This window comes from Serratia sp. NA_13, from assembly GCF_052691735.1.
This window is the reverse complement of sequence record NZ_JBQZFV010000001.1, coordinates 23,602-48,459: the sequence shown is the minus strand read 5'-3', so window position 1 is coordinate 48,459 and position 24,858 is coordinate 23,602. Positions and strand designations below refer to the sequence as shown.

Below are 24,858 nucleotides of genomic sequence, written 5' to 3'. Positions count from 1 at the left end.
CACGCCTTGATGGAGATGAATAAATGAGACTGTGCGACCGTGATATAGAAGCCTGGCTGGATTGTGAAAAGCTGGTGATTTCACCGCGTCCGCCGATTGAGCGTATTAACGGGGCCACAGTGGATGTCCGTTTAGGCAATCAGTTCCGCGTTTTTCGTGGCCATACCGCTGCCTTTATCGACCTTAGCGGGCCGAAAGATGAAGTCAGTGCCGCGTTGGATCGCGTGATGAGTGATGAAATTGTTCTGCCGGAAGGAGAGGCTTTCTTCCTGCATCCGGGGGAGTTGGCGCTGGCGGTCACGCTGGAGTCGGTCACGCTGCCAAACGATTTAGTGGGTTGGCTGGACGGGCGTTCTTCCCTGGCGCGTCTGGGCCTGATGGTCCATGTTACCGCGCACCGTATCGATCCAGGTTGGCAGGGCCGAATTGTCCTGGAGTTCTATAATTCAGGTAAGCTGCCGCTGGCATTGCGTCCGGGCATGCTGATTGGCGCACTGAGTTTTGAACCGCTGTCCGGGCCGGCGGCACGTCCTTATAATAGCCGCCAGGATGCAAAATATCGCGATCAGCAGGGCGCAGTAGCCAGTCGAATCGACAAGGATTAACAGCGCTGGAAGCACGGTCGGTGTGGCGCTGACAAGAGGATGGCATGAGAAGATTACTGACGGCTTTGGTGATTTTACTGGTGGTGTTGCTGGCGGGGATGTCCGCGCTGGTACTGCTGGTAAATCCGAATGATTTTCGTGCCTACATGGTCACGAAAGTCGAGAAAAAGAGTGGTTATCATCTGACGCTGGATGGCGATTTGCGCTGGCATATCTGGCCGCAGCTCAGCATTCTGGCCGGCCGTATGACGCTGACTGCGCCCGGAGCCAAAGCGCCGGTGGTTAGTGCAGATAATATGCGCCTTGATGTCAAACTGCTGCCGTTGTTGTCGCATCAACTGTTTGTGAAACAGGTGATGCTGAAGAACGCCGTGATCCGCCTGACCCCTGAAAGTGAAGAACAAGATCAACCCGACGCACCTATCGCGCCTGCTAGCCACTCCGAAGAGGCGGTGGATACGCCGTGGAAATTTGATATCGATAATCTGCGGGTGGTGGACAGCCTGTTGATTTGGCAGCGCGCCAATAACGAACAGATCAACGTTCGCGATATTAATCTCACCCTGCAACAAAATGCCAAACGCCAGGCGCAAATGGAACTTTCCAGCCGGGTAAACCGCAATCAGCGCGATTTGACCTTCAGCCTGGCCGCAGATATCGATCTGCAGCAGTATCCACGGCAAATTGCAGCCAATGTCACCCAATTCAGTTACCAACTGGAAGGTGCTGACATCCTGGCCGGCGGTATTAAAGGCGATGGCAGGACTCAAGTGGTCTATCAACAGACGCCGCAGCAAGTGACACTTAGCCAGCTGAGCCTGGATGCCAATGACAGCACCTTTAGCGGTGGTGCCAGTATCGAGTTTGGTGAGATACCTGCCTATACGCTTAACCTGACCTCTGCGGCAGTGAATTTTGACGCCTTTACCGGATGGCAGTCCAGTAGTTCGTCAGTGCAGCAAGAGCAGAATGTCACCTCCTCGCCGGTCATTGCTAGCCAGATGGACGATCCTCAGCAAAATTTAGAGGTGCTGCGAGATTTTAACGCGCAGCTCAATTTGAGTGTGGATCAACTCACCTACCGCGGTATGAATATTACCCATCTTTCGACCCAGGCAGAAAACCGGCAGGGTCTGTTAACGTTGCATTCTTTCTCCGGGCAGGTAGCCGATGGTGATTTTGCTTTACCAGGCACCCTGGACGCGCGTGGCCGCAGACCGGTGATTACCGTGCAGCCGATGGTGAAGCAGGTTGAACTTGGCAGCATTCTGAAGGCGTTTGAGATGCCGCAAATCATGACCGGGAAATTCAGCATGCAAGGGGATTTAACCGGCGATCGTCTGACGTCACAGTCGTTTGAACGGCGCTGGCAGGGCACTGCACAGTTGGCGATGCAGGACGCGCAGTTGCACGGTCTGAACATTCAGCAACTGATTCAGCAAGCCGTGGCGCGCAATGATAACAGCGTGAGTGGACAAAAAGATTATCAGCGTTATACCGAAGTGAAACAGTTGTCGGCTAATGCCAGCCTGGATCGCGGAACGGTAAAAATTACCGAGTTGAGTGCAGATTCTCCGTTGTTAAACCTGAGCGGCAATGGGACGGTGGACATGCCGGGTAAACAGTGTGATATGGCGCTTAACGTTCGCGTAACTGGCGGCTGGCAAGGGCGTAGCGATCTGATCGAGCAGTTGCAGAAAACGCCGATCCCACTGCGGGTTTACGGCCCGTGGAACCAACTTAACTATCAATTGCAGGTCGACCAGGTCTTGCGGAAAACGCTGCAGAACAGGGCGAAGGACGCGTTGAACAAGTGGGCCGATAAAAACAAGGATTCGCGCGAGGGCCAGGATCTTAAAAAACTGCTCGATAAGCTTTAATCTTTGAGAGAGTGCAGGCCGGGCGGTGGCCTGCACTCTCAGTAAACCTCGCCAGAGTATTTCCCTTTCCCAATCATTTCCTCCCGTAACTTTGACGGATATCATGACGTCTGTGTCTGAGTTTGTGCAGAGTGTGCGCAGTTAAGCGATTTATACGCTTTGGTACGGTAAAAAACGAAAATGATAAGTTGAGGGAATATGATAGAGCTTCTGATCGGGGCTGTTGTCGCGGCAGGCGTTGGCCGTTACATCATCAAAGGTTACTCTGCCACCGGCGTATTGATGGTGGGTGGCCTGTTGCTATTGGCCATCAGCGCCCTGATGGGCAAAAGTCTGTTGCCTGCCAGCGCCACATCTACCGGATGGCGCGCGACCGACATTATTGAATACGTCAAAATTCTGCTGATGAGCCGTGGTGGCGATCTCGGCATGATGATTATGATGCTGTGCGGATTTGCGGCCTATATGACTCACATTGGTGCCAATGATGTGGTGGTCAAGCTGGCATCCCGTCCGCTGCAAATGATCAACTCCCCCTACCTTTTGATGGTGGCGGCCTATTTTGTTGCCTGTCTGATGTCACTGGCGGTCTCCTCTGCCACTGGTCTGGGCGTATTGCTGATGGCTACGCTGTTTCCATTGATGGTCAACGTGGGTATCAGCCGTGGTGCGGCTGCGGCGATTTGTGCTTCACCCGCGGCGATTATTCTGGCACCGACCTCGGGTGACGTGGTCCTGGCCGCTAAAGCGGCGGAAATGCCATTGGTTGATTTCGCCTTTAAAACTACTTTACCGATCTCGATAGCGGCGATTGTCTGCATGGCGGTTGCGCATTTCTTTTGGCAGCGTTACCTCGACAAAAAGGCCAATGAACAGCATCACATTATGGATGTGAGTGAAATCACCACTCATGCGCCGGGCTTCTACGCTGTGCTGCCGTTTACACCTATCCTGGGCGTGCTGGTGTTTGATGGTAAATGGGGGCCGGAACTGCATATCATCACCGTGTTGGTTGGCTGCATGCTGTTGGCGGCGGTGATTGAGTTCCTGCGCAGTTTCAGTGCCAAACAGGTATTTAGCGGTCTGGAAGTCGCTTATCGCGGTATGGCGGACGCTTTTGCCAGTGTAGTTATGCTGCTGGTAGCTGCCGGCGTGTTCGCCCAGGGCTTGAGCACAGTCGGGTTTATCAGCGGGCTGATCAGCCTGGCGCAGTCGTTTGGTACCGGCGGCATCATCATGATGTTGGTGCTGGTGGTGATTACCATGCTGGCCGCGATGACCACCGGTTCAGGTAACGCCCCGTTTTATGCTTTCGTGGAACTTATTCCCAAACTGGCGGCTCAGATGGGGGTTAACCCAGCGTATTTGGTGATCCCGATGCTGCAGGCTTCGAACCTGGGACGTACTTTGTCGCCAGTTTCAGGGGTGGTGGTGGCTGTATCAGGCATGGCAAAAATCTCGCCGTTCGAAGTGGTGAAGCGCACTTCGGTACCAGTGATTGTCGGGGTGATAGTGGTGATTGTGGCGACGGAGTTACTGGTACCCCAGCATTTGTAATAGCGGCCGGGCGATGCCCGGCCCTGGTTTAAACCTCGTAGTCTGGTTCTGGTACCAACAACGGGGTGATTTTTACCTTCAAAATACGGTGGCTACTGACTTCCAGTGGTTCAAACAGGTAGTCACCGATCCGCAACTGCTCGCCTTCCTGGGGAATGCGCTGGCTGTGTTCCATCAGCAGTCCGGCCAACGTGTGGTACTCACGCTTGTCTTCCAGCGGTAATGGCAGATACAACACCAGATCCTCCAGCGGCATATAGCCGTTGGCAGTCCAGCTTCCGTCATCATTTAGCACAATGTCATGTCGGGCATCGACTTCCTCTCCGGCTTCCGGCAGGTTGCCTGCAATGGTTTCCATCACATCAGTCAGCGTGACTATCCCTTCAACTGAACCGAATTCGTCTACTACAAAGGCAAAATGGGTCTGTGCCTGGCGAAATTGTTCAAGGGCGCTCAGCAGGGTCAACTGCTCGGGAAAAATCAGTGGTTGTAGCACCAAGGCACGTAAATCGAGTGGCGCTTGGGTTAACTGTTGCTTCAGCACGTCGATGGTATGAATGACACCGAGGGGTTCATCGCTGGCGCTGTCTTCTACAACAACAATGCGCGTATGCTGATTTTTCTCCAGCAATTGGGTCAGCTTTTCCTGCGGATCATTTAGCTCGAGGTATTCCACATCATGGCGGGAGGTCATGATGCTGCTTACCGTACGCTGCGCCATACCCAGCACGCGCTCGATCATATGGCGTTCCTGCTGGTTGAAAATTTCACCGCTTTCATTGCCGCTATCGGCCAACAGGTTGGCGGATTGGTTGTCGATTTCCGCTTCTTCATGCTTGCCGCTCAACATGCGCAGCACGGCTTCTGCGGTTCGTTCGCGCAGGGGGCGTGCCGTCGAGAGGAAACGACGGCGGTTGAACTGCGATAGTTGGTTCAAGGCTTCAATCATCACTGAGAAACCAATGGCGGCGTACAGATAACCTTTCGGAATGTGGTAGCCAAAGCCTTCGGCAACCAGACTGAAACCGATCATCAGCAGGAAGCTCAGACACAGGATGACAATCGTCGGGTGGGCATTGACGAAGCGCGTTAGCGGTTTACTGGCCAACAACATCAATCCGATAGCGATACAAACCGCAAGCATCATGACTGCTAGGTGATCGACCATGCCGACGGCAGTGATCACCGAGTCGAGCGAGAAGACCGCATCCAGCACCACGATTTGTGCCACCACTGGCCAGAAGCGGGCGCCTTTGCGCTGGCTCTGTTGCTCTTCATCTTTACCCTCGAGTCTCTCGTTGAGCTCCATGGTGGCTTTGAACAGCAGGAAGATACCTCCAACCAGCATTATCAGATCGCGGCCGCTGAAGGGATGTCCGCCGGCAAAAAACAACGGTTGAGTCAGTGTCGCCAACCATGAGATCGAGGCCAATAACGCCAGACGCATCAGTAACGCCAGCAATAAACCCACAACACGGGCTTTATCTCTTTGATGCTTTGGTAATTTTTCCGCCAGGATGGCGATAAAGATAAGGTTGTCTATACCCAGCACGATTTCCAGCACGACCAGAGTGGCCAGGCCGGCCCAAATTGTTGGATCTGCGATCCATTCCATACGCCCAATTTCACCTGTAAGTTCGACGGCTTATGCCGCAAACGAATGATGGGTGTTGAGCCAGGAAAATTCAACATTAAAACTGGGGGACTTGCCTGCCAAATGAAAAGCCAAGCAAAAATAATGCATAAAAATTCATCCATGCAGGAAGGGATCAAAATGTGACACAAGGAGAAATGGGGAATTTTCTGAAAAGGAACTCAGTTTCTGGAATATGGGGGGAGACGTTTGTTGATAAATGCAGCGTAAATATAATTTTTAAAAATCAAACCATTATGGATTTCATTGACTGCTACACTTTGCTGAGTCTACCCCTGTGGGTAGTCTTATTCTGAAAAGGGTACCCAATGGGTATCTTAGGCTTGTATCGATAGGGCAATAGTATAAGAATCTTAGCCATATAAACATTTACAAGTATCATCGTTTGGTTATAAGGGCGTATTTATTTTGTTTCATTTGTGATCTAACTATCGCTTAACAAAAGAGTACATCCCTCGATTTACATTAAAACGTGACTGAACCTAGTCACCTGCAGAGAACGATGACAGTACATTGGTAGCTGAAAGCCAAGGGCGGTAGCGTGTCTCAACTATCCCGTTTCCGACTTCATGAGCGGCTTGGTTCAGCTATGTAATAATTATTGAATGTGGATAAAAAACATGCAAAAAAGATTGAAGGCTGTCATTCCCGTAGCAGGCTTGGGAACCCGTATGTTGCCGGCGACAAAAGCCATCCCTAAAGAAATGTTGCCGGTGGTCGATAAACCACTGATTCAATACATCGTTAATGAATGTGTTGCAGCTGGGATTAAAGATATTGTTCTGGTAACTCACTCTTCTAAAAATGCTATTGAGAACCATTTCGATACCTCTTTTGAGCTTGAAGCGGTACTGGAATCACGGGTCAAACGCCAGTTGCTGGAAGAAGTGCAGAGTATTTGTCCTTCAGATGTGACAGTAATGCAAGTACGCCAGGGACAGGCTAAAGGTCTGGGGCACGCGGTTCTGTGTGCCAAACCGATGGTAGGCGATAATCCTTTTGTTGTTCTGTTGCCCGATGTGTTGCTGGATGACTCAACAGCCGATCTGCGCAAAGAAAACTTAGCCAAAATGATTCAGCGTTTTACCGAGACTGGCTTCAGTCAAATCATGGTGGAACCGGTGCCGGAACAAGACGTATCGAAATACGGCGTAGTGGATTGTGGCGGAGCGGCGTTGTCTGCGGGTGAGAGTACTCCAATGACGGCGGTAGTGGAAAAGCCAGCTCTCGAAGACGCGCCTTCCAATTTGGCGGTAGTTGGTCGCTATATTTTGTCAGCTAATATATGGCCGTTATTGGAAAAAACCTTACCAGGTGCCGGTGATGAAATTCAGTTAACTGATGCCATTGCTTCTCTAATGGGGCAGGAAACCGTAGAAGCCTTCCATATGAGCGGAAAATCTCATGACTGCGGCGATAAGTTGGGGTATATGAAGGCATTCGTACAATACGGACTGCGCCACGCCTCCGAAGGTGAAGATTTTACCCAGTGGCTAAAACAAACGCTGAACAGCAAGTAAGAATTACGGCTGAGAAGACGATCATAAGATATCAAGAGGATTACCATGACCAAGTTAAAAGCTGTCATTCCCGTTGCAGGTCTGGGTATGCGTATGCTGCCTGCAACCAAGGCTATTCCAAAGGAAATGTTGCCGATCGTTGATAAGCCGTTGATTCAATACATTGTTAATGAGTGCGTTGCAGCAGGGATCAAAGAGATCATCCTGGTGACGCATTCATCCAAGAATGCAATCGAAAACCATTTTGATACCTCCTTCGAGTTGGAAGCGATGCTTGAAGCGCGCGTTAAGCGCCAGTTGCTTGATGAAGTGCAATCTATTTGCCCTAAAGGCGTAACGCTAATGCATATTCGCCAGGGGCAACCAAAAGGTTTGGGGCATGCGGTGCTTTGTGCCAAGCCGCTGGTAGGGGACTCACCTTTTGTCGTTCTGTTGCCGGATGTGTTGCTTGACGACGCCAAAGCCGACCTGAAGAAAGACAACTTGCCGCATATGATTGCTCGCTTCGAACAGACGGGTTTGAGCCAGGTGTTGGTTCAGGCTGCTGATGAGCATGTTTTGTATGATTACTCGGTAGTTGAATGTGAAGCCAATAAACTTCAGCCCGGTGAGAGCTCTCTTATGACCTCTATTATTGAAAAACCAGGTCGTGAGGTTCAGTTGAAGTCCAACTATTCAGCGGTAGGGCGTTATGTTCTCTCAGAAGATATCTGGCCTATTCTTGAAAAAATAGAGCCGGGTGCGTGGGGCCGCATACAATTGACGGATGCCATTGCTGAACTATTGAAACAGCAACCGGTGGAAGCTACCGAGCTAGTTGGTGAGTCGTTTAACTGCGGTGAAAAACTGGGTTATCTGCGTGCATTTGTTACTTATGGTTTGCGTCACCCTAGCCAGGGTAAGGCGTTCCGTGAGTGGGCAGAAAAATTGTCACTTTAGGATCGATGCGGTGTTTTTTTGCCTGGCAGCGATTTTAGAGGCTGCCAGGGCAATTTGCCGCACCCATTGAATCTTAGGTAATTTCACTGTTTCATTTTTTATATTAGTATACATTCTATTACAGGCTGTCTTACCCTTTGGCCTTCGCGGTTTCTCTTTGTAAATCAGGTTGCAAAACACAGCAACATTCTGTTTTTTAGGGTAATTATCGTACGTGGCTGTAGGAAGTCATCAGTGTCGGCAAAAGCTGAATACTTTACATCGTTAATAATAATATCTTTGTATTCATCAACAGCAGACAAACGTTGCAGGTTTATTGCAGCAGGTTCTCTTCCGTTAAAAGACGGGAACATAAACCGAGGCATTTTGGTAAGGTTACAGAGACGCGGCCATGGTCGGCTAGCATTGTAGCTTTGCAGATACATTTACTTTGAAAGTGATGATAATTTGATGGCAAAACGACAATTGAAAATGATATCGCTGTTAATATCAATCAGCGTAATCAGTGGTTGTACAGTGTTCCCAGGAACCCACCTTTCCACTAGCGGTAAAGATTTTGTAAAACAAGAGGATGCTGATTTTGATATTGATCAGTTAGTCAATATCTATCCGATGACACCCAAATTGTTAGATTCTCTCCGCCCGGCAAGAGTGGTTGCTCAGCCTAATGGTCCGCTGGATGCCTCGCTGCTAACTTATGAATATCGGATCGGAGTGGGTGATGTGCTCAACGTCACCGTTTGGGATCACCCAGAGTTAACCACACCGGCAGGCCAATATCGTAGCGCCAGTGACACCGGTAACTGGGTGCATTCTGATGGTACTATTTTCTATCCTTACATCGGGAAAGTGAATGTGGTGGGTAAAACAGTTACCCAAATTCGCGATCAGATAGCCTCCCGATTGGCCCAGTACATCGAAAGTCCACAGGTTGACGTGAATATTGCAGCTTTCCGCTCTCAGAAAGCCTATGTGACCGGAGAAGTTGCCAAATCAGGTCAGCAGGCCATCACCAACGTACCTTTGACCGTGATGGACGCTATCAATGCCGCTGGGGGTCTGACGGAAAATGCAGACTGGCGCAATATTGTCCTTACCCACAATGGTAAAGAGCAGAGTCTGTCGTTGCAGAAACTGATGCAAAATGGCGATCTCACTCAAAACCGTCTGCTTTATCCGGGCGATATTCTTTATATTCCCCGTAACGACGATCTGAAAGTGTTTGTGATGGGGGAAGTTAAAACCCCAGCGACGCTCAAAATGGATCGCAGCGGTATGACATTGACGGAAGCATTAGGCACTACCCAAGGTGTTTCTCAAACCAGCGCCGATGCTACGGGGATATTTGTTATTCGTCCTCTGCATGGCACACAGGGCAAGAAGTTGGCTAGTATCTATCAGTTGGACATGTCGGATGCGACGGCGATGGTGATGGGGACTGAGTTCCAGCTGCAACCCTATGACATTGTTTATGTCACCGCCGCTCCGGTTGCCCGTTGGAATCGCTTGGTATCTCAGTTAGTACCAACTATCGACGGTTTCAACAACCTGACCGAAGGTGTTTTACGTATTCGTAATTGGCCATAGAGGAATACGTCATGTTCGATTCTGTTTTGGTCGTATGTGTGGGCAATATTTGCCGCTCTCCAACGGGGGAGCGGCTTTTGAAACAACAATTGCCGCATAAAAAAATTGCTTCTGCTGGTATCGGTGCCCTGGTTGGAAAAGCGGCAGATGACGCTGCTGTGACGGTGGCAGAAGCAAATGGTCTTTCTTTGGACAACCATGTTGCGCAGCAACTAACCAAGGAAATGTGTCGTGATTATTCATTGATACTGGTAATGGAAAAAAATCATATTGAAGCGGTGTGCCGCTTAGCTCCTGAAGTTAGGGGGAAAACGATGCTTTTTGCCCATTGGTTAGGTCAGACAGAAGTTCCAGATCCATACAAGAAGAGCCACGAAGCGTTTGAGTTCGTTTACAACCTTCTGGCGGAAGCTGCGCAGAAATGGGCAAAAGCATTAAATCGTTAACCAGAGATGACAATGATTGATAATAGCAAATTGGGTCCCACTGCGGGCGCAAGTAATGATGAGATTGATTTGGGTCGGCTACTGGGGACTTTATTAGACCACCGTTGGCTAATTATAGGGGTTACGACATTATTTGCCGTTATCGGCATTGTCTATTCTCTTTTCGCAACACCGGTTTATCAATCTGATGCATTAGTCCAGGTTGAACAAAGTTCAGGGAACTCAATCCTCAATAACCTTTCCGAAATGCTACCGTCAGGTCAACCTGGTTCAGCTGCCGAAATAGAGCTAATCAAATCCCGTATGGTTCTGGGAAAGACGGTTAAAGATCTGAATTTGAACACGGTAGTTGAACAAAAGTATTTTCCTCTTTTCGGCCAAGGCTGGAATCGTTTGACGGGGAATGAGCCGGGTAGGATTGCACTGTCGCGTCTGTCTATTCCACATGGCTGGAATGAAAAAGACATTGAATTAGAAGTTTTTGACAAAAACAGCTTCGTTTTGATTGTGGATGGCGATGAGCTCCTTAAAGGAAAAACGGGTGAGTTGGTCAAACAGAAAGGCGTCACTATGCTGGTCAGTGAAATTGATGCTGAACCAGGCACAGTTTTTAGCGTTTCGCAACGTAGCGATTTGATGACCATCAACAGTATTCTTTCTGCTTTGACCGTTGAAGATAAAGGGAAGGATACCGGTGTTCTGGCATTAACCTTACTTGGTAACGACCCAGAATTAGTAGGCAAAACGCTCGATAGCATCTCAAAAAACTATTTGCTGCAGAACGTTGAGCGAAAATCGGAAGAAGCTGCCAAGAGCCTCGATTTCTTGAAAGAACAATTGCCACAGGTCAAAGGTTCACTGGAGGTTGCTGAAGATAGGCTGAATAAGTTCCGCCAGGATAATGACTCTGTTGATCTGTCCCTTGAAGCTAAATCCATGCTGGATACTGTAGTTTCAGTCGAGTCCCAATTAAATGAGTTGACCTTCAAAGAAGCCGAAATTTCGAAGCTTTACACCAAAGAGCACCCGGCTTACCGTGCGTTGATGGAAAAACGCGGAACACTGGAAGGTGAGCGTGAAAAGATCAACAAACGCATTAGTGTGATGCCAAAAACTCAGCAAGAAATCTTGCGCCTGACCCGTGATGTTGATGCTGGCAAAGAAATTTATATGCAACTGCTGAACAAACAGCAGGAGTTGAGCATCACCAAGGCCAGTACCGTAGGTAATGTGCGCATTGTTGATCCAGCAGTCACTCAGCCAAAACCAGTTCAACCTCGTAAGACCTTGATTGTACTTATTTGTGTAGTCTTGGGCGGGATGCTTTCTGTGGGTATCGTGATGCTTAAAACTATGCTGCATCATGGTATCGAAAATCCAGATGAGCTGGAACAACGTGGCATCAATGTTTACGCCAGCATTCCGTTGTCCGAGTGGCAACAGAAGAAAGACCGGGAAGTATTATTACGTAGTCACCGAAAATCTAATGCGCGAGCGAATTCTTTACTCGCTGTCGGTAATCCGGCTGACTTGGCAATTGAGGCAGTACGAAGCCTACGCACCAGCTTGCATTTTGCGATGATGGAAGCAAAAAACAACGTATTGATGATTTCTGGAGCTAGCCCAAATATCGGTAAAACTTTTGTTAGTATCAACCTGGCGGCAGTGATCGCTCAGGCAGGTCAACGAGTGTTGGTTATTGATGCTGATATGCGTAAGGGCTATTCACATAGTTTGCTTGATACCAGTTGGCAAAATGGGCTCTCGGATATACTTTCAGGAAAGATTGATGCCAGTAATGCTGTCCGTCCGACGCAGATTGGCGGAATGGACTTTATTCCACGTGGTCAGATCCCACCTAACCCATCAGAATTGCTGATGCACAGTCGTTTTACTGAATTGGTAGAGTGGGCGAACAAGAACTATGATCTGGTATTAATCGATACACCGCCGATTCTTGCTGTAACAGATGCTGCGATTATCGGTCATCATGTAGGTACCGCACTGATGATTGCACGTTTTGGTATGAATACCGTCAAAGAAATTGAGATCAGCGTACGCCGGTTCGATCAGAATGGGATCGAAATCAAAGGTATAATTCTCAACGCCGTTGAACGTCGTGCCAGCAGTTATTACGGTAGCTACGGTTACTATCAGTACGAGTACAAGTCTGGCAGTAAAGACGCATAAGCCTGTAACTACTATCTAAAAGAGGTTATAAACAGTTTATAACCTCGCTTCTATCCGAACAGCTTAATATTACAGAGCAGCAATGCCTGAAAAAAACCGGCTATTATGAATATATTAATTGTTAATACATTATATGCACCTTTTAAAGTTGGCGGTGCGGAAGTGTCAGTACAACTTTTGGCTGAGGAGCTGGTTTCTAAAGGGGATAGAGTTCGCGTTGTTTGTCTCCATGATGAAAAAACCAGAAAGCAAACGGAATTGAACGGTGTAGAAGTAGTTTACCTCCCGCTAAAAAATTTGTATTGGCCGTTCAATAATGTACAAAAAGGGAGAGTTAAAAAGATTCTCTGGCACTTAATTGACAACTTTAACCCGATGATGGGGAAAATTTTTGAGCAAGAGCTGGATGAGTTTAACCCCGACATTGTTCACACCAATAATATTAGCGGTTTTTCAGTTGCAATCTGGGATGCTGTCAAAAATAAGAATGTTAAACTGGTTCATACTGCCCGCGATTATTACTTATTGCATCACAACTGTACTTTATTCCAATCTGGAAAGAATATGGATTTAAAGTCTACAAAAATAAAACTAGCATCTATCATAAAAAAATCAAAAAGCAAAAATATAGATAAGTTTGTTGGTATCAGTAAATATATATCAGCGCTACACCGTGATAATGGCTTTGCACAGAACGCAGCTCATCAGCATGTTTATAATCCAATTAAAAATATAACTGTTGATAATGAAACATCTACAGTCATTCGTGTTGGATTTATTGGTCGTTTAACTGAAGATAAAGGATTCAGTGCCTTCTGTGATAAAGCGCAGGAAATGACGATACCCAATGAAGTTGAGTTTTTTGCTGCCGGGCGTTTGGCCTCCTCGATTGAGGGTGAACACTTAAAAGAAAAGGCGGAACGTGCTGGTGTCCATTTACTCGGTTTTGTACCGGTTGAATCATTTTTAGCAAAAATCGATATGGTTTATTTACCGACAATGTGGAATGAGCCCTTTGGCCGTGTTGTTGCTGAAACTGCCTCTGCAGGAAAGCATGTCTTTACCTCCTACGCTGGCGGCGTAGCGGAAGTGGCTGAATATTATGAAAATATCTATGAGCTGAATGAGTTTACACTAGAGAAGTTAAGAACACTAAAGAATCACCATGTTGAAGCACTTGATGTGAACCCTTTTGATGTAGGGCAGTTGGCTGCTGATTATAAAGAGGTTTATAAAAACTAATATGGGATTATCATCAAAAAAAATCGTCGACTACTTCGTTATTACATACCTGATGGTTCTCTCGATCAGTGGAGTATTGAACATTGTTGCCCATAATACGACGCGTTTTTTATTAATCTATAAAGATATTTACTCGCTGATATTACCGGCTTTTTTACTTCTATACCTGGTGGCTAACAAGGCTAGATTAGGTCCTGGTTTCCGCAACTATCTGTTGTTATTTATTGGGATGGTAATGCTATCTTTGAGTTATGTATTGATATCTATACTCAATAATAATTTTAAAATGGGTAACATTGTCACTCAATTCCGTTTTGAACTATTTACCTATAGTGCATTACTGGTAGGTGCTTTCCTTGTTTGTTTAGAACGCGAACATCGGATGCAGTTGCTATTTAAAATAATCAAATTTTATATTGTCGTCACAGTTATCAATGCAATCTTCGCTATTTTGGAAAGTTTATTTTCCGGTGTGCTTTATGCTGTTGCTGGGGTAAATCCAGGTCTACAATTTACACAGGTAGGCAAAGATAACGGTTTGATTTTGCGTTCTGCCAGTGGCTTTTTCAGAGCCATTGGGCTTTTTAGTGGGCCTTTTACATTAGCTGAATTTTTGTTCTTCGGTCTGATATTAAGCCCATTTGTGAGCAACAAGCATAGATTTAAGTATATTATTATTGTCACTGCCGGTATTGTATGTTCTACATCTAAAACGGCCATGATTATGGCTGTTATCTATTTTGGTTATCTTTTCATCCGTCGTTTCTTGCCGCTGAAATTAAGTTTGGCAAGTGTGGCGATGGTTTGTATAGTTTTGCTGACATTCTTTTATACCACCATGACGGATTTGGGTGTATATAAATCACTTTATTCTAGTGACAATAACTATGCAGAACAAAGTATATTGGCAAGGATTCTATTAATAGAAGAGGTTAGGCATAGCGATACATATTCTATATTGAGTGGCGCCGGCTATGGTCTTAATGGCAACGCCGCAACCGGAGATATAGCTGCAATACCACTTGATAGTATTTATATTTTCTTGCTTTCGAATTATGGCGGCGTGGGGATATTTATTTTCTTATTAGCCTCTTCAATAATTTTACTCAGATTATATATGAAGGTATGTCGAGGATACTTTTTCCCAGGAGTATTTCTCTATTGGATGATCTCGATTTCGATTAATTTCGTATATAACAATCCAATTACAAACTATCCAGGTTATATTTTCTCAATAATCATTTCTACATTGCTTCTGTCCTTCCGGCAGGATGAGTTTTATAAAGTGGCTGATGCCAAACAACTCCACGAGAAGATACGTTAAGTTTATATTGTAAAATGGCATCGTCATTGAGGTATTTATGGTTTTTATTAACGCAAGATTTCTTACTCAGGAACTTACTGGTGTACAACGTTTTGCAGAGCAAATCAGCTTAGCATTGCAAGAAATTAGAGATGATATTGTCTTTATTTCTCCTGGTGATATTAAAAATAAAAAAATTGCTGATCTACTTAATGTTAAAGTCATCGGTAATAGAGCGGGGCACCAGTGGGAACAGCGTGATCTTCCTGTTTTCTTAAAAAATAATGGAAGTCCCTTGCTCGTCAATCTTGGGAATACAGCGCCATTATGGTATAAAAACAAAATTGTTACACATCATGATATTACCTATAAAAAATTTCCAGAAAGTTATTCGCGGAAATTCAGGTTAATGTATAACCTGCTAATTCCGGTAATGCTGAAGAATAGTCGTGCATTATTGACTGTGAGCGAGTTCTCCAAAAAAGAAATCACAAATGCTTATAATTATGATACTCAAAAAACTTTTGTGATCTCTAACGCAGTATCAGAAATATTTACTCGCAGAGAAACAGAAAGACAAGTTGTAGATGAACCATTTTTATTATCGGTTTCGTCCCCAAATTATCATAAGAATTTTCATGGGCTATTAGCTGCTTTCTCTGTCATATCAAAAAACTCTGATATCAAACTGAAGATTATTGGTGGCAAGAATAAGAATTTCTCTGGCATTGACTTTTCTGCTAACGGCGAAATTGACATGAAAAATGTTGAGTTTTTAGGCCGTGTTACTGATGAAGAGTTAGTCAGTATTTATCAAAGTGCTCTGGCATTTGTATTCCCTTCATTTTATGAAGGATTCGGTATACCTCCGCTTGAGGCGCAGGCTTGTGGTTGTCCGGTTGTATCATCAAACCAGGCTTCATTACCTGAAGTGTTGGCGGAAAGTGCCTTGTATTTTGATCCTTATAACCATAAAGACATGGTCAATGCTCTCGATAAGATTGTTCATGATGAAAAATTGCGAGATGAATTAAAGATTGCCGGATACAATAATATCCCAAACTATTCTTGGCATGAATCGGCTAAAAGATTAGATGATATTATCAATAAGTTGTAATGATGTTTCAAACTAATTGGGCTCTTGGAAATAATTAATTTTTCCTAACGCATTTGAAATTTTTCTCAATGGTTGTGTGAAAAATGAGTAATCTCGTTAAAAATATATTCTATTTGGTTACGGAAAAATTCGCAACGACATTTATTCTTTTGCTTTCTAATGTCATTGTTATCCGTTACCTGGGCGTTGAGGATTTTGGTAAGCTCGCTATTTTTCAACTTTATTATTTACTGGCGGTTACAGTATCTGAGTTTGGGATTCGTAGGGTCTATTCATCACTAAAGTCTCCAAGCCGTGAAGCATTAATATTTAATCAAGCTTTTAATATAAAGCTTGCGAGCTCTCTTTTCTTTTTTATTGTTGCTTTCTTATATTTGTATATCAGTAATTATGATATAAAATTTTATGCACTTTTATTGGCATTTGTAGCTTCACCATTTGAGATATTCACCTATCATTTTGAAGCGAATTTAAAGAATGCAACTCTGGTGAAAATCAGAGTTACTGTTTCTCTCCTTATGGCATTATTGCGAATTTTTCTCTGTTTTGTAGGTGAGAACAATTTAATTTATATTATGCTGACATATGCATTCAGTAATCTCATTATTAACTTGCTTTGCGTATTTGCTACCCGCAAGCACAAAATGAAAATTACTAGAGTGAGAAGTCGGCTTTACCGTTCAGTTATCAGAAAGCATCTGTTCAGTCGCTCACTGTTTTTCTGGATATCAGTAGTTATTGTTCAGTTAAATATGCGAACTGACCAATTTATGTTATCACTTTTGGCTGGTACGGCTAGTGTGGGTATTTATGCGGGCGCATATAAATTAGTAGAGCAACTTCTCACCATACCTTCGTTGTTGGCTGGGGTTTTTCTTCCTTACATCAGTAAAAGTCAGTCCTTAGACAAAGAAAAGTACCTTGAGAACCTTTATCTGTACGGTCTGCTTGCCAGTATTCCTATCAGTTTGCTACTAGCATTTTCCGCTCCGTGGTTAATTCCATTTTTGCTTGGTAAAGAGTTCAGTGCATCAGTTCCTGTTTTTGCTGTATTGATGCTTTCATTGCCAATATTAGTTATCGTCAACCTCAGTGGCTTATATTACAGTATATTTAAACTCGAACGCTTTGCTATTATACGAAACGCGTTTGGTCTGCTTTTGAGTATCTTTCTTAACTATTTCTTTATAAAAAGTTATGGCGCTACTGGCGCCGCATTTTCCGTTATTATCAGCTACAGTTGTGTTGCTTTTATTATCGAATGGGTGACACCTCAAACACGGAAAAATGCAAATATTAAGCTTAAGGTTTTAATAGACCTTTTAAAACTAAATACCTATCAGGAATTAATTTTTAATGTTAAAGCTAAAATTTTCAAAAAATGACAAATTAAGAACGCGGGTTTTTTGGTGGGAGCCGAAGGATGGTATCCATAATGCTGGTGACCATTTGGCAAAAGTCATTGTTGAGCAAATGTTGACTCTTAAAGATAAAGGTATCCTCGATAAGAGTAATGCAAAGAACAAATTGCTTTCCATTGGTTCTGTTATGCATTTTGCCAATACGGGTGATTGCATTTGGGGTACCGGGATTAATGGGAAGATCAGCCACGAGCAAATGAAGTTCAGCAATCTTGATGTGCGTGCTGTACGTGGACCACTAACCCGTGAACTATTGCAAAAGCGTGGCATCTCGGTTCCTGAGGTGTATGGCGATCCAGCATTGTTATTGCCTACTTTTTTCAGTAAAGAGCTTCTGACTGATGAATCATTAAAGCGTGAAATGATCATTATCCCTCATATGAATGAGGATTTTAAAAAATATGATAAGTACGCAGATATCCTCTGTTCACCGCGGCAGGGTGCATTGGCCTTCACACAGGCTATTGTGAATAGTAAATTTGTAATTTCCAGCTCTTTGCATGGTGTTATTATTGCTGAGGCGTACGGAATCCCTGCGATTTTCCTTGATGGTAACAGCGGCGAATCCAAATTCAAGTATGATGATTACTATTTTGGTACGGGAAGAAAAGAATATCCCATTGCTTCTACGATTGAAGAGGCTTTGTCATTGACTCCAGCAGAGCCCATTGATATGCCGACAGTTTCTAAACGCCTTTTCAAAGCATTCCCTTACGATCTCTGGTAATCAATTCGCACCCGTCGATAGACTATGTTGGCGGGGCTAAATAAATTTGGTTGTGAAATGAAGATAGCATATTATCCGGAAAACACTGGAACCAATGATTACAGTAATAGATTTAAACATATCCTTTCTCAATTTGGTGAAGTGGAGGGCGTTTCATTCAAAAGCATTGTTAAGCGCTTCACTAAACTTGAATTTTGTAGACATGATGTGATTTTTATCAACTGGCTTGATTCTGGTATTATCGATAATCAAGGCAAGGTAAGAAATTCCTTGATGATAAAGGCAATCCTGAAAATATTACTCTTCAAGATTGTGGCGAAAAAAGTTATTTATGTTCGCCATAATTTATATCCTCACGGAACTCAGGTTGAAGATAGCCTTCGTGCAAAGCGTTATGCTGATATTTTAATGAAAATATCTGGAGTGGGCGTAGTCCATTCACCGGTGGCGGCCACTGCTGGGATGCATTATATACCCCATCCTTTGTATAAAACCGATAATGAATTTATAAAAAGAGAGTTATTGAGTGATGATAAGAAGGAGAGTTTTGTATTCTTTGGGCGGATCAATAAATATAAAAAGCTGGAAGAGTTAATTACAAATTTCCCCTTGGAAAAAAAATTAATCATTGCTGGAAGCTATGATGATGAAAGTTATGTTGAGAAATTAAAAAGCATTTCGTCAGATAATATATCAATCCTTGCGGGTTATATTGATGATGCTACTGCAGAGAAATTGATTTCATCATCACAAGGATTAATTATTTGTCATGCAGATCCAGATATGATTGTCAGCGGAAGCTTTTTCTATGCATTATCTGTAAAAAGTCGGATCATTTGTGTGGAAACTGACTTCCTTCGTTGGGCTAACAATATTTTCGGCGACAATGTGGTTGTTTGTTTCAAGGATATCGATGACCTACATGAGAAAATTAGTTTGTTGCCTCCAGTGAAGGAATTTGATCATGATGTTATTGAATTAATTAAAGATAACTTTGGTCAGCTTGTTATCACTGAAAAGATCAAATCATTAATTTAATATTTATTGTGGCTCTTTATTTTAGAATATGCTGGGAGAGGGTATGCCTGAACATAGATTGAATGTAGGTGTTGTAGCTGATTGGCTAGTAACCTATGCTGGCGCAGAGCGCGTAATAAAAGAATTTATTGATATATACCCAGAATCCACTCTTTATTCTGTAGTCGATTTCTTATCTGATGCCGCCAGGAAGCAGATTCACAACAAGCATGCAAATACTACCTTTATACAAAACTTGCCTAATGCTAAAACCAGCTATCAGAAATATTTGCCGCTGATGCCTTTAGCTATAGAGCAACTGGATGTTTCTTCCCATGACGTTGTTTTGTCGAGCAGTCATGCTGTAGCGAAAGGTGTCTTGACTGGGCCAGATCAATTACACATTAGTTACGTACATTCACCAATTCGTTATGCTTGGGATTTACAACATCAGTACCTTCGTGAAGCAAACCTTATGAAGGGGATAAAAGGCAAGTTGGCAAAGTGGTTGTTGCACAAAATTCGGATGTGGGACTACCGCACCGCTAATGGGGTTGACCACTTCATTGCAAATTCACATTTTATCGCTCGCCGAATCAAAAAGGTTTATGGGCGAGAAGCCGATGTGATTTACCCTCCGGTTGATGTTGACCGATTCTTATTGAATGAAAATAAAGATGATTTCTACTTCACGGCTTCCCGTATGGTTCCCTATAAACGTATGGATCTTATCGTTGAGGCATTTAGCACTATGCCTGATAAGAAACTCATCGTGATTGGTGATGGCTCTGAGATGGCCAAGATCAAGTCTAAAGCTGGGAAGAATGTTGAGATCCTGGGCTATCAAAGTAATGAAGTGTTGCAGGATCATATGTCGAGGGCCAAGGCCTTTGTTTTTGCCGCGGAAGAAGATTTTGGCATCACGCCGGTAGAGGCTCAGGCATGTGGAACACCGGTAATCACCTTTGGTAAAGGAGGGGCGTTGGAAACCGTTCGCCCATATGGAGTAGATAACCCAACGGGTATTTTCTTCTTTGAACAAAGTGTCCCCTCTTTGGTGGCTGCAGTGCAGCAATTTGAAAAAATTCAAGACGAAATCAGCCCCGTTGATTGCCGTACGCAGGCATGCAAGTTCTCTGCAGAGCGTTTTCGGGCCGAATTGGCTGAATATATAAATGTCAAATGGCATGAGTTTAATACGGCCAAAACCATAAAATACTGATCGGTGAGATTTATCATGAGTAATATTTATCCTGTTATTATGGCTGGCGGTACCGGAAGCCGTTTATGGCCTCTTTCCAGAGAATTATTCCCTAAACAATTTTTAACGCTATGTAGCGAGTTTTCTATGCTGCAAACAACGGTGAATCGTCTGGATGGCTTAGATATATCCAATCCTCTCGTTATTTGTAACGAAGAACACCGTTTCATTGTTGCTGAACAACTGCGTCAAATTACTCGCTTATCGCACAACATTATACTGGAGCCAGTAGGCCGTAATACAGCTCCTGCGATTGCGTTAGCTGCTCTGCAAGCAACTGGTAATGGAGAGGATCCTCTGCTGTTGGTTCTAGCTGCAGATCATGTTATTCAAGATGAGAAGACGTTCCGTGATGCTGTTCTTCAGGCAGTTCCATATGCTGATAAGGGCAATCTGGCTACTTTTGGTATTGTCCCTACTGGCCCAGAAACTGGCTATGGTTACATCCATAAGGGTGAAAGCATTGACGGTTCGGTAACTTGCCAGGTGTCACGCTTTGTAGAAAAACCCAATCTGGCTACAGCACAGGAATATATTAAAAGCGGAGACTATTTGTGGAACAGCGGTATGTTCCTATTTAAAGCCAGTCGTTATCTTGAAGAGTTAAATAAATATCGTCCAGATATTCTTGCTGCTTGCCGTCAGGCGTTACAGCATACTTCTCCGGACCTGGATTTTGTTCGTGTTGACCGCGAAGCCTTTATCGCTTGTCCGGACGAGTCTATTGACTATGCGGTTATGGAGCAAACGGCAGATGCGGTTGTAGTACCCCTGGATGCTGGTTGGAGCGATGTTGGCTCATGGTCAGCACTATGGGAAATTAGTGAAAAAGATCAGGCAGGTAACACTAATTTCGGTGATGTCATACAGCATGACTGCTCAAATAACTATATCAGGGCAGAACACAAATTAGTGGCGACCGTAGGTGTTGATAATCTGGTGGTGGTTGAGACCAAAGATGCTGTATTGATCGCTAATAAGGATAAAGTGCAGGACGTTAAGGAGATTGTAAATTATCTGAAACGTAACAAACGTCCTGAAAGTAAACAACATCGTGAAGTATATCGTCCTTGGGGTAAACACGATGCAATTGCGCAGGGGGATCGTTTCCAGGTACGGAAAATAACGGTCAAACCTGGTGAGAAGTTATCTCTGCAAATGCATCATCATCGCTCCGAACACTGGGTCGTCGTTTCTGGAACGGCGAAAGTGTTCAAGAACGGTACTGTTCAATTCGTGGGTGAAAACGAATCTATTTACATTCCATTAGGCGTCGAACACTCTTTGGAAAATCCAGGGAAAATTGCGTTGGACCTCATTGAAATCCAATCGGGTTCCTATTTGAGCGAAGATGATATTGTTCGATTTGATAATAATGGAAAGTACGATTAATTGCTTTACGTTTCAATTATTAGAACATAAATGTGTAACATCTTTGGTAAGGATTTTCAGATGGCTCAAACTTTAACCTGTTTTAAAGCATACGACATTCGTGGTCGATTAGGCGAAGAGCTGAACGCAGATATTGCCTATCGTATCGGTCGTGCATATGGCGAATTTTTAAAGCCGAATGAAGTTGTAGTTGGCGGCGATGTGCGTTTAACCAGCGAGGAGTTGAAACTTGCACTTGCAGATGGCCTGCGTGACGCTGGCGTTAATGTGCTTGATATCGGGCTAAGCGGTACTGAGGAGATTTATTTCGCTACTTTTCATTTAGGTATTGATGGCGGAATCGAAGTTACTGCTAGCCATAATCCGATGGATTATAATGGGATGAAACTGGTGAGTAGCCAGGCGAAACCTATCAGTGGTGATACTGGATTGCGCGATATTCAGAAACTGGCTGAAGAGAACCGTTTTTCTCCGGTTGCCCCTGGCACTCGCGGTACTTATCAACAAATATCTATTGAAGAAGCTTATGTTGAGCATTTGCTTGGCTACGTTGACATTAAAAATCTGAAACCGCTAAAACTTGTTATCAATTCCGGCAACGGTGCTGCAGGGCATGTGATTGATGCTATTGAGACACGGTTTAAAAACTTGAATGTTCCTGTCGAATTTATCAAGGTACATCACCTGCCCGATGGTAACTTCCCAAATGGTATCCCAAATCCTCTACTGCCTGAATGTCGGGAAGATACAGCACAAGCTGTACGTAAGCATAAAGCAGATATGGGGATCGCGTTCGATGGTGATTTCGATCGCTGCTTCCTGTTCGATGAGAACGGGGGGTTCATTGAGGGCTATTATATTGTAGGCCTATTGGCTGCCGCGTTCCTGGAAAAAGAAGCCGGTGCTAAAATCATTCACGACCCACGTTTGAGTTGGAACACTATTGATGTAGTTGCCGCTAGTGGTGGGGTGCCAGTAATGTCAAAAACTGGCCATGCCTTTATCAAGGAACGCATGCGTAAAGAAGATGCGGTTTATGGTGGGGAAATGAGTGCCCATCACTATTTCCGTGAGTTCTCTTACTGTGACAGCGGGATGATCCCGTGGTTACTGGTTGCAGAGCTTGTTTGCCTCAAAAATTTGACACTTGGGCAACTGGTTGAAGATCGTATGTCTGCATATCCTGCTTCTGGGGAGATCAACAGCCAGTTACAAGACCCTCAATCGGCGATCAAAAAAGTATTGGAGCGTTATCAACCTGATGCCTTATTGTTCGATCAAACCGATGGTATCAGCCTAGAGTTTGCAGACTGGCGTTTTAATCTTCGCAGTTCCAATACCGAGCCAGTGGTACGCCTCAACGTTGAATCGCGGGCAAACCCATTATTGATGAAGCAGAAAACAGAAGAGATCCTTGCCTTACTACGCAGTTAAACTTTGTAATTACGCTATATTGAAAGCCTGGGTCATGAACTACCCAGGTTTTATAGGAATATAGTTTGCAGAGAAAACTTACAAAAGGCATCTATACTATGATAGTGAATAGGTCGTTATCAATGAATGGTTTCCGTCGTGGGAGTTTTCATACCAATGCATCCCTGACATCAATGTTGCAACGATTTTCAGATATTTTTATCGTTTTCTGCGGGCTTTACTTATCCTGCCTTATGTCTGGTACCCGATTCTCAATGCAACACTGGGTTATGGTGTTAACTTCAATTGTTATTTTCCAGATGATAGGTGGTATTACTGATTTTTATCGTTCTTGGCGCGGTGTTCGTGCAGGATTAGAAATTCAGCTGATTTTGCAAAACTGGACGATAAGCTTATTGTTGACCTCCGGTGCTGTTGCTTTTGTTAACGATTTTAGTAACGAATATATCGTTTATATCCAGTGGTACTTGTTAGTCTGCTGTGGTTTGGTGATAACACGTAGTACTATCCGGCTGATGCTAGGCTATATGCGTAATTTGGGGTTTAACACTCGCAATGTAGCTATTATGGGGTCAATGCCGGTAGGGATTCGTTTGGCGGAAACGTTACGTGATGCGCACTGGATGGGATTTCGCGTTCTGGGCATTTATGATGATAGCGAAGAACCATTGAGCGCTATGCTTGAACGACGCGGTAATCTGGCACAATTGATTGAAGATGCAAAATGTGGGCGTATTGACCGCATTTATATCGCTATGTCGATGGAGCAAGAGAAATTAATAAAAGATACGGTTTCTGAGCTTTCAGATACTACCTGCTCGGTAATGTTGATTCCTGATATTTTCACTTTTAATATTTTGCAATCACGCTCAGAGGAAATAAATGGTGTGCCGGTGGTATCATTATTTGATACACCTATGAGCGGTGTTAATCAGGTCATTAAACGTGTAGAGGATATTGTCCTTTCAATATTTATTCTTCTGTTCATTTCCCCTGTTTTATTGCTTATTTCTGCTATGGTGAAGTTCACTTCTCATGGCCCCGTGATTTTCAAACAACGTCGATATGGCATGGACGGGAAAGCAATCGAAGTATGGAAGTTCCGTTCAATGAAGGTTATGGAGAATGGCGATAAGGTCATTCAGGCAACAAAAGGGGATGTCAGGATTACGCCTGTCGGTGCTTTCCTTCGTCGTACATCTTTAGATGAGTTACCTCAATTTATTAACGTACTGAAAGGGGATATGTCAATTGTTGGGCCTCGTCCTCATGCCGTTGCGCATAATGAACAATATCGCAAGTTAATTACAGGTTATATGCTCCGTCACAAAATGAAACCTGGAATTACCGGTTGGGCTCAGATAAATGGTTGGCGTGGCGAGACGGATACATTAGATAAAATGGAAAAACGGGTTGAGTTTGACCTTGATTATATCCGTAACTGGAGTGTTTGGTTAGACGTGAAAATTGTTTTTCTGACAATATTTAAAGGGTTTATCAGTAAAACAGCCTATTAGTTTTCTGATGGATATACATCAATGCCTGGCTCCTCATTTTTTTAAAACT

At 44.3% G+C, this 24,858-nt stretch carries 19 protein-coding genes; 18 read left to right on the top strand and 1 reads right to left on the bottom strand.

Annotation, left to right across the window (positions count from 1 at the left end; translation table 11 throughout):
- The first annotated feature begins 23 nt into the window (after positions 1–23).
- The 3 genes from dcd to dcuC all read left to right on the top strand — a co-directional run bounded on the left by dcd (position 24) and on the right by dcuC (position 4,042).
- Complete coding sequence (gene dcd / locus ACUTSU_RS00175; protein ID WP_012006010.1) at positions 24–605, top strand: dCTP deaminase; 582 nt, start codon at positions 24–26, stop codon at positions 603–605.
- A 44-nt stretch (positions 606–649) separates the two neighbouring features.
- Positions 650–2,485 (top strand): outer membrane assembly protein AsmA, encoded by a 1,836-nt coding sequence (gene asmA / locus ACUTSU_RS00170; RefSeq protein ID WP_445653597.1) that lies wholly within the window; start codon positions 650–652, stop codon positions 2,483–2,485.
- A 198-nt stretch (positions 2,486–2,683) separates the two neighbouring features.
- The gene (gene dcuC, locus ACUTSU_RS00165) at positions 2,684–4,042 is read left to right on the top strand and encodes an anaerobic C4-dicarboxylate transporter DcuC (protein ID WP_445650071.1); all 1,359 of its coding nucleotides are present in this window, start codon (positions 2,684–2,686) and stop codon (positions 4,040–4,042) included.
- Positions 4,043–4,070: 28 nt separating this feature from the next.
- Here the strand turns inward: dcuC and ACUTSU_RS00160 are convergent, their stop codons facing one another.
- Positions 4,071–5,657, bottom strand: coding sequence for a TerC family protein (locus ACUTSU_RS00160; RefSeq protein WP_445650072.1), 1,587 nt, complete (start codon positions 5,655–5,657; stop codon positions 4,071–4,073).
- Positions 5,658–6,316: 659 nt separating this feature from the next.
- Here ACUTSU_RS00160 and galU point away from each other — a divergent pair.
- The 15 genes from galU to wcaJ all read left to right on the top strand — a co-directional run bounded on the left by galU (position 6,317) and on the right by wcaJ (position 24,809).
- Positions 6,317–7,216: a UTP--glucose-1-phosphate uridylyltransferase GalU gene (galU, locus tag ACUTSU_RS00155; protein ID WP_445650073.1), complete on the top strand. Its 900-nt coding sequence runs from the start codon at positions 6,317–6,319 to the stop codon at positions 7,214–7,216.
- Between the two features lie 45 nt (positions 7,217–7,261).
- Positions 7,262–8,155 (top strand): UTP--glucose-1-phosphate uridylyltransferase, encoded by an 894-nt coding sequence (locus ACUTSU_RS00150; RefSeq protein WP_445650074.1) that lies wholly within the window; start codon positions 7,262–7,264, stop codon positions 8,153–8,155.
- A gap of 450 nt (positions 8,156–8,605) precedes the next feature.
- Positions 8,606–9,742, top strand: a complete 1,137-nt coding sequence (locus tag ACUTSU_RS00145) for a polysaccharide export protein (protein ID WP_445650075.1) — start codon at positions 8,606–8,608, stop codon at positions 9,740–9,742.
- Between the two features lie 11 nt (positions 9,743–9,753).
- Complete coding sequence (locus ACUTSU_RS00140; protein WP_445650076.1) at positions 9,754–10,188, top strand: arsenate reductase/protein-tyrosine-phosphatase family protein; 435 nt, start codon at positions 9,754–9,756, stop codon at positions 10,186–10,188.
- Positions 10,189–10,200: 12 nt separating this feature from the next.
- Positions 10,201–12,378, top strand: a complete 2,178-nt coding sequence (gene wzc / locus ACUTSU_RS00135; protein ID WP_445650077.1) for a tyrosine-protein kinase Wzc — start codon at positions 10,201–10,203, stop codon at positions 12,376–12,378.
- Between the two features lie 105 nt (positions 12,379–12,483).
- Positions 12,484–13,620: a glycosyltransferase family 4 protein gene (locus tag ACUTSU_RS00130; protein ID WP_445650078.1), complete on the top strand. Its 1,137-nt coding sequence runs from the start codon at positions 12,484–12,486 to the stop codon at positions 13,618–13,620.
- A gap of 76 nt (positions 13,621–13,696) precedes the next feature.
- Positions 13,697–14,944, top strand: a complete 1,248-nt coding sequence (locus ACUTSU_RS00125) for a hypothetical protein (protein WP_445653596.1) — start codon at positions 13,697–13,699, stop codon at positions 14,942–14,944.
- A 37-nt stretch (positions 14,945–14,981) separates the two neighbouring features.
- Positions 14,982–16,040 (top strand): glycosyltransferase family 4 protein, encoded by a 1,059-nt coding sequence (locus tag ACUTSU_RS00120; protein WP_445653595.1) that lies wholly within the window; start codon positions 14,982–14,984, stop codon positions 16,038–16,040.
- A gap of 83 nt (positions 16,041–16,123) precedes the next feature.
- Positions 16,124–17,425 carry a flippase gene (locus tag ACUTSU_RS00115; RefSeq protein WP_445653594.1) on the top strand — a complete coding sequence of 434 codons (1,302 nt, stop codon included), beginning with the start codon at positions 16,124–16,126 and terminating at the stop codon, positions 17,423–17,425.
- The gene (locus tag ACUTSU_RS00110; protein WP_445650082.1) at positions 17,397–18,188 is read left to right on the top strand and encodes a polysaccharide pyruvyl transferase family protein; all 792 of its coding nucleotides are present in this window, start codon (positions 17,397–17,399) and stop codon (positions 18,186–18,188) included. Before ACUTSU_RS00115 ends, ACUTSU_RS00110 begins: the two co-directional genes overlap by 29 nt.
- Before the next feature lie 24 nt (positions 18,189–18,212).
- Positions 18,213–19,226 (top strand): hypothetical protein, encoded by a 1,014-nt coding sequence (locus ACUTSU_RS00105; RefSeq protein ID WP_445650083.1) that lies wholly within the window; start codon positions 18,213–18,215, stop codon positions 19,224–19,226.
- A 43-nt stretch (positions 19,227–19,269) separates the two neighbouring features.
- On the top strand, positions 19,270–20,427 hold the full coding sequence (locus ACUTSU_RS00100; protein ID WP_445653593.1) for a glycosyltransferase family 4 protein: 1,158 nt from the start codon (positions 19,270–19,272) through the stop codon (positions 20,425–20,427).
- Positions 20,428–20,442: 15 nt separating this feature from the next.
- Positions 20,443–21,858, top strand: coding sequence for a mannose-1-phosphate guanylyltransferase/mannose-6-phosphate isomerase (locus tag ACUTSU_RS00095; protein WP_445650085.1), 1,416 nt, complete (start codon positions 20,443–20,445; stop codon positions 21,856–21,858).
- Between the two features lie 60 nt (positions 21,859–21,918).
- Positions 21,919–23,292, top strand: coding sequence for a phosphomannomutase CpsG (gene cpsG, locus ACUTSU_RS00090; protein WP_445650086.1), 1,374 nt, complete (start codon positions 21,919–21,921; stop codon positions 23,290–23,292).
- A 122-nt stretch (positions 23,293–23,414) separates the two neighbouring features.
- Positions 23,415–24,809: an undecaprenyl-phosphate glucose phosphotransferase gene (wcaJ, locus tag ACUTSU_RS00085; protein ID WP_445650087.1), complete on the top strand. Its 1,395-nt coding sequence runs from the start codon at positions 23,415–23,417 to the stop codon at positions 24,807–24,809.
- Positions 24,810–24,858: the final 49 nt, after the last annotated feature.

Coding starts and splice junctions, on each gene's coding strand:
- dcd (WP_012006010.1), top strand. CDS start 24: ATGAGACTGTGCGACCGTGATATAGAAGCCTGGCTGGATTGTGAAAAG.
- asmA (WP_445653597.1), top strand. CDS start 650: ATGAGAAGATTACTGACGGCTTTGGTGATTTTACTGGTGGTGTTGCTG.
- dcuC (WP_445650071.1), top strand. CDS start 2,684: ATGATAGAGCTTCTGATCGGGGCTGTTGTCGCGGCAGGCGTTGGCCGT.
- ACUTSU_RS00160 (WP_445650072.1), bottom strand. CDS start 5,657: ATGGAATGGATCGCAGATCCAACAATTTGGGCCGGCCTGGCCACTCTG.
- galU (WP_445650073.1), top strand. CDS start 6,317: ATGCAAAAAAGATTGAAGGCTGTCATTCCCGTAGCAGGCTTGGGAACC.
- ACUTSU_RS00150 (WP_445650074.1), top strand. CDS start 7,262: ATGACCAAGTTAAAAGCTGTCATTCCCGTTGCAGGTCTGGGTATGCGT.
- ACUTSU_RS00145 (WP_445650075.1), top strand. CDS start 8,606: ATGGCAAAACGACAATTGAAAATGATATCGCTGTTAATATCAATCAGC.
- ACUTSU_RS00140 (WP_445650076.1), top strand. CDS start 9,754: ATGTTCGATTCTGTTTTGGTCGTATGTGTGGGCAATATTTGCCGCTCT.
- wzc (WP_445650077.1), top strand. CDS start 10,201: ATGATTGATAATAGCAAATTGGGTCCCACTGCGGGCGCAAGTAATGAT.
- ACUTSU_RS00130 (WP_445650078.1), top strand. CDS start 12,484: ATGAATATATTAATTGTTAATACATTATATGCACCTTTTAAAGTTGGC.
- ACUTSU_RS00120 (WP_445653595.1), top strand. CDS start 14,982: ATGGTTTTTATTAACGCAAGATTTCTTACTCAGGAACTTACTGGTGTA.
- ACUTSU_RS00115 (WP_445653594.1), top strand. CDS start 16,124: ATGAGTAATCTCGTTAAAAATATATTCTATTTGGTTACGGAAAAATTC.
- ACUTSU_RS00110 (WP_445650082.1), top strand. CDS start 17,397: ATGTTAAAGCTAAAATTTTCAAAAAATGACAAATTAAGAACGCGGGTT.
- ACUTSU_RS00105 (WP_445650083.1), top strand. CDS start 18,213: ATGTTGGCGGGGCTAAATAAATTTGGTTGTGAAATGAAGATAGCATAT.
- ACUTSU_RS00100 (WP_445653593.1), top strand. CDS start 19,270: ATGCCTGAACATAGATTGAATGTAGGTGTTGTAGCTGATTGGCTAGTA.
- ACUTSU_RS00095 (WP_445650085.1), top strand. CDS start 20,443: ATGAGTAATATTTATCCTGTTATTATGGCTGGCGGTACCGGAAGCCGT.
- cpsG (WP_445650086.1), top strand. CDS start 21,919: ATGGCTCAAACTTTAACCTGTTTTAAAGCATACGACATTCGTGGTCGA.
- wcaJ (WP_445650087.1), top strand. CDS start 23,415: ATGAATGGTTTCCGTCGTGGGAGTTTTCATACCAATGCATCCCTGACA.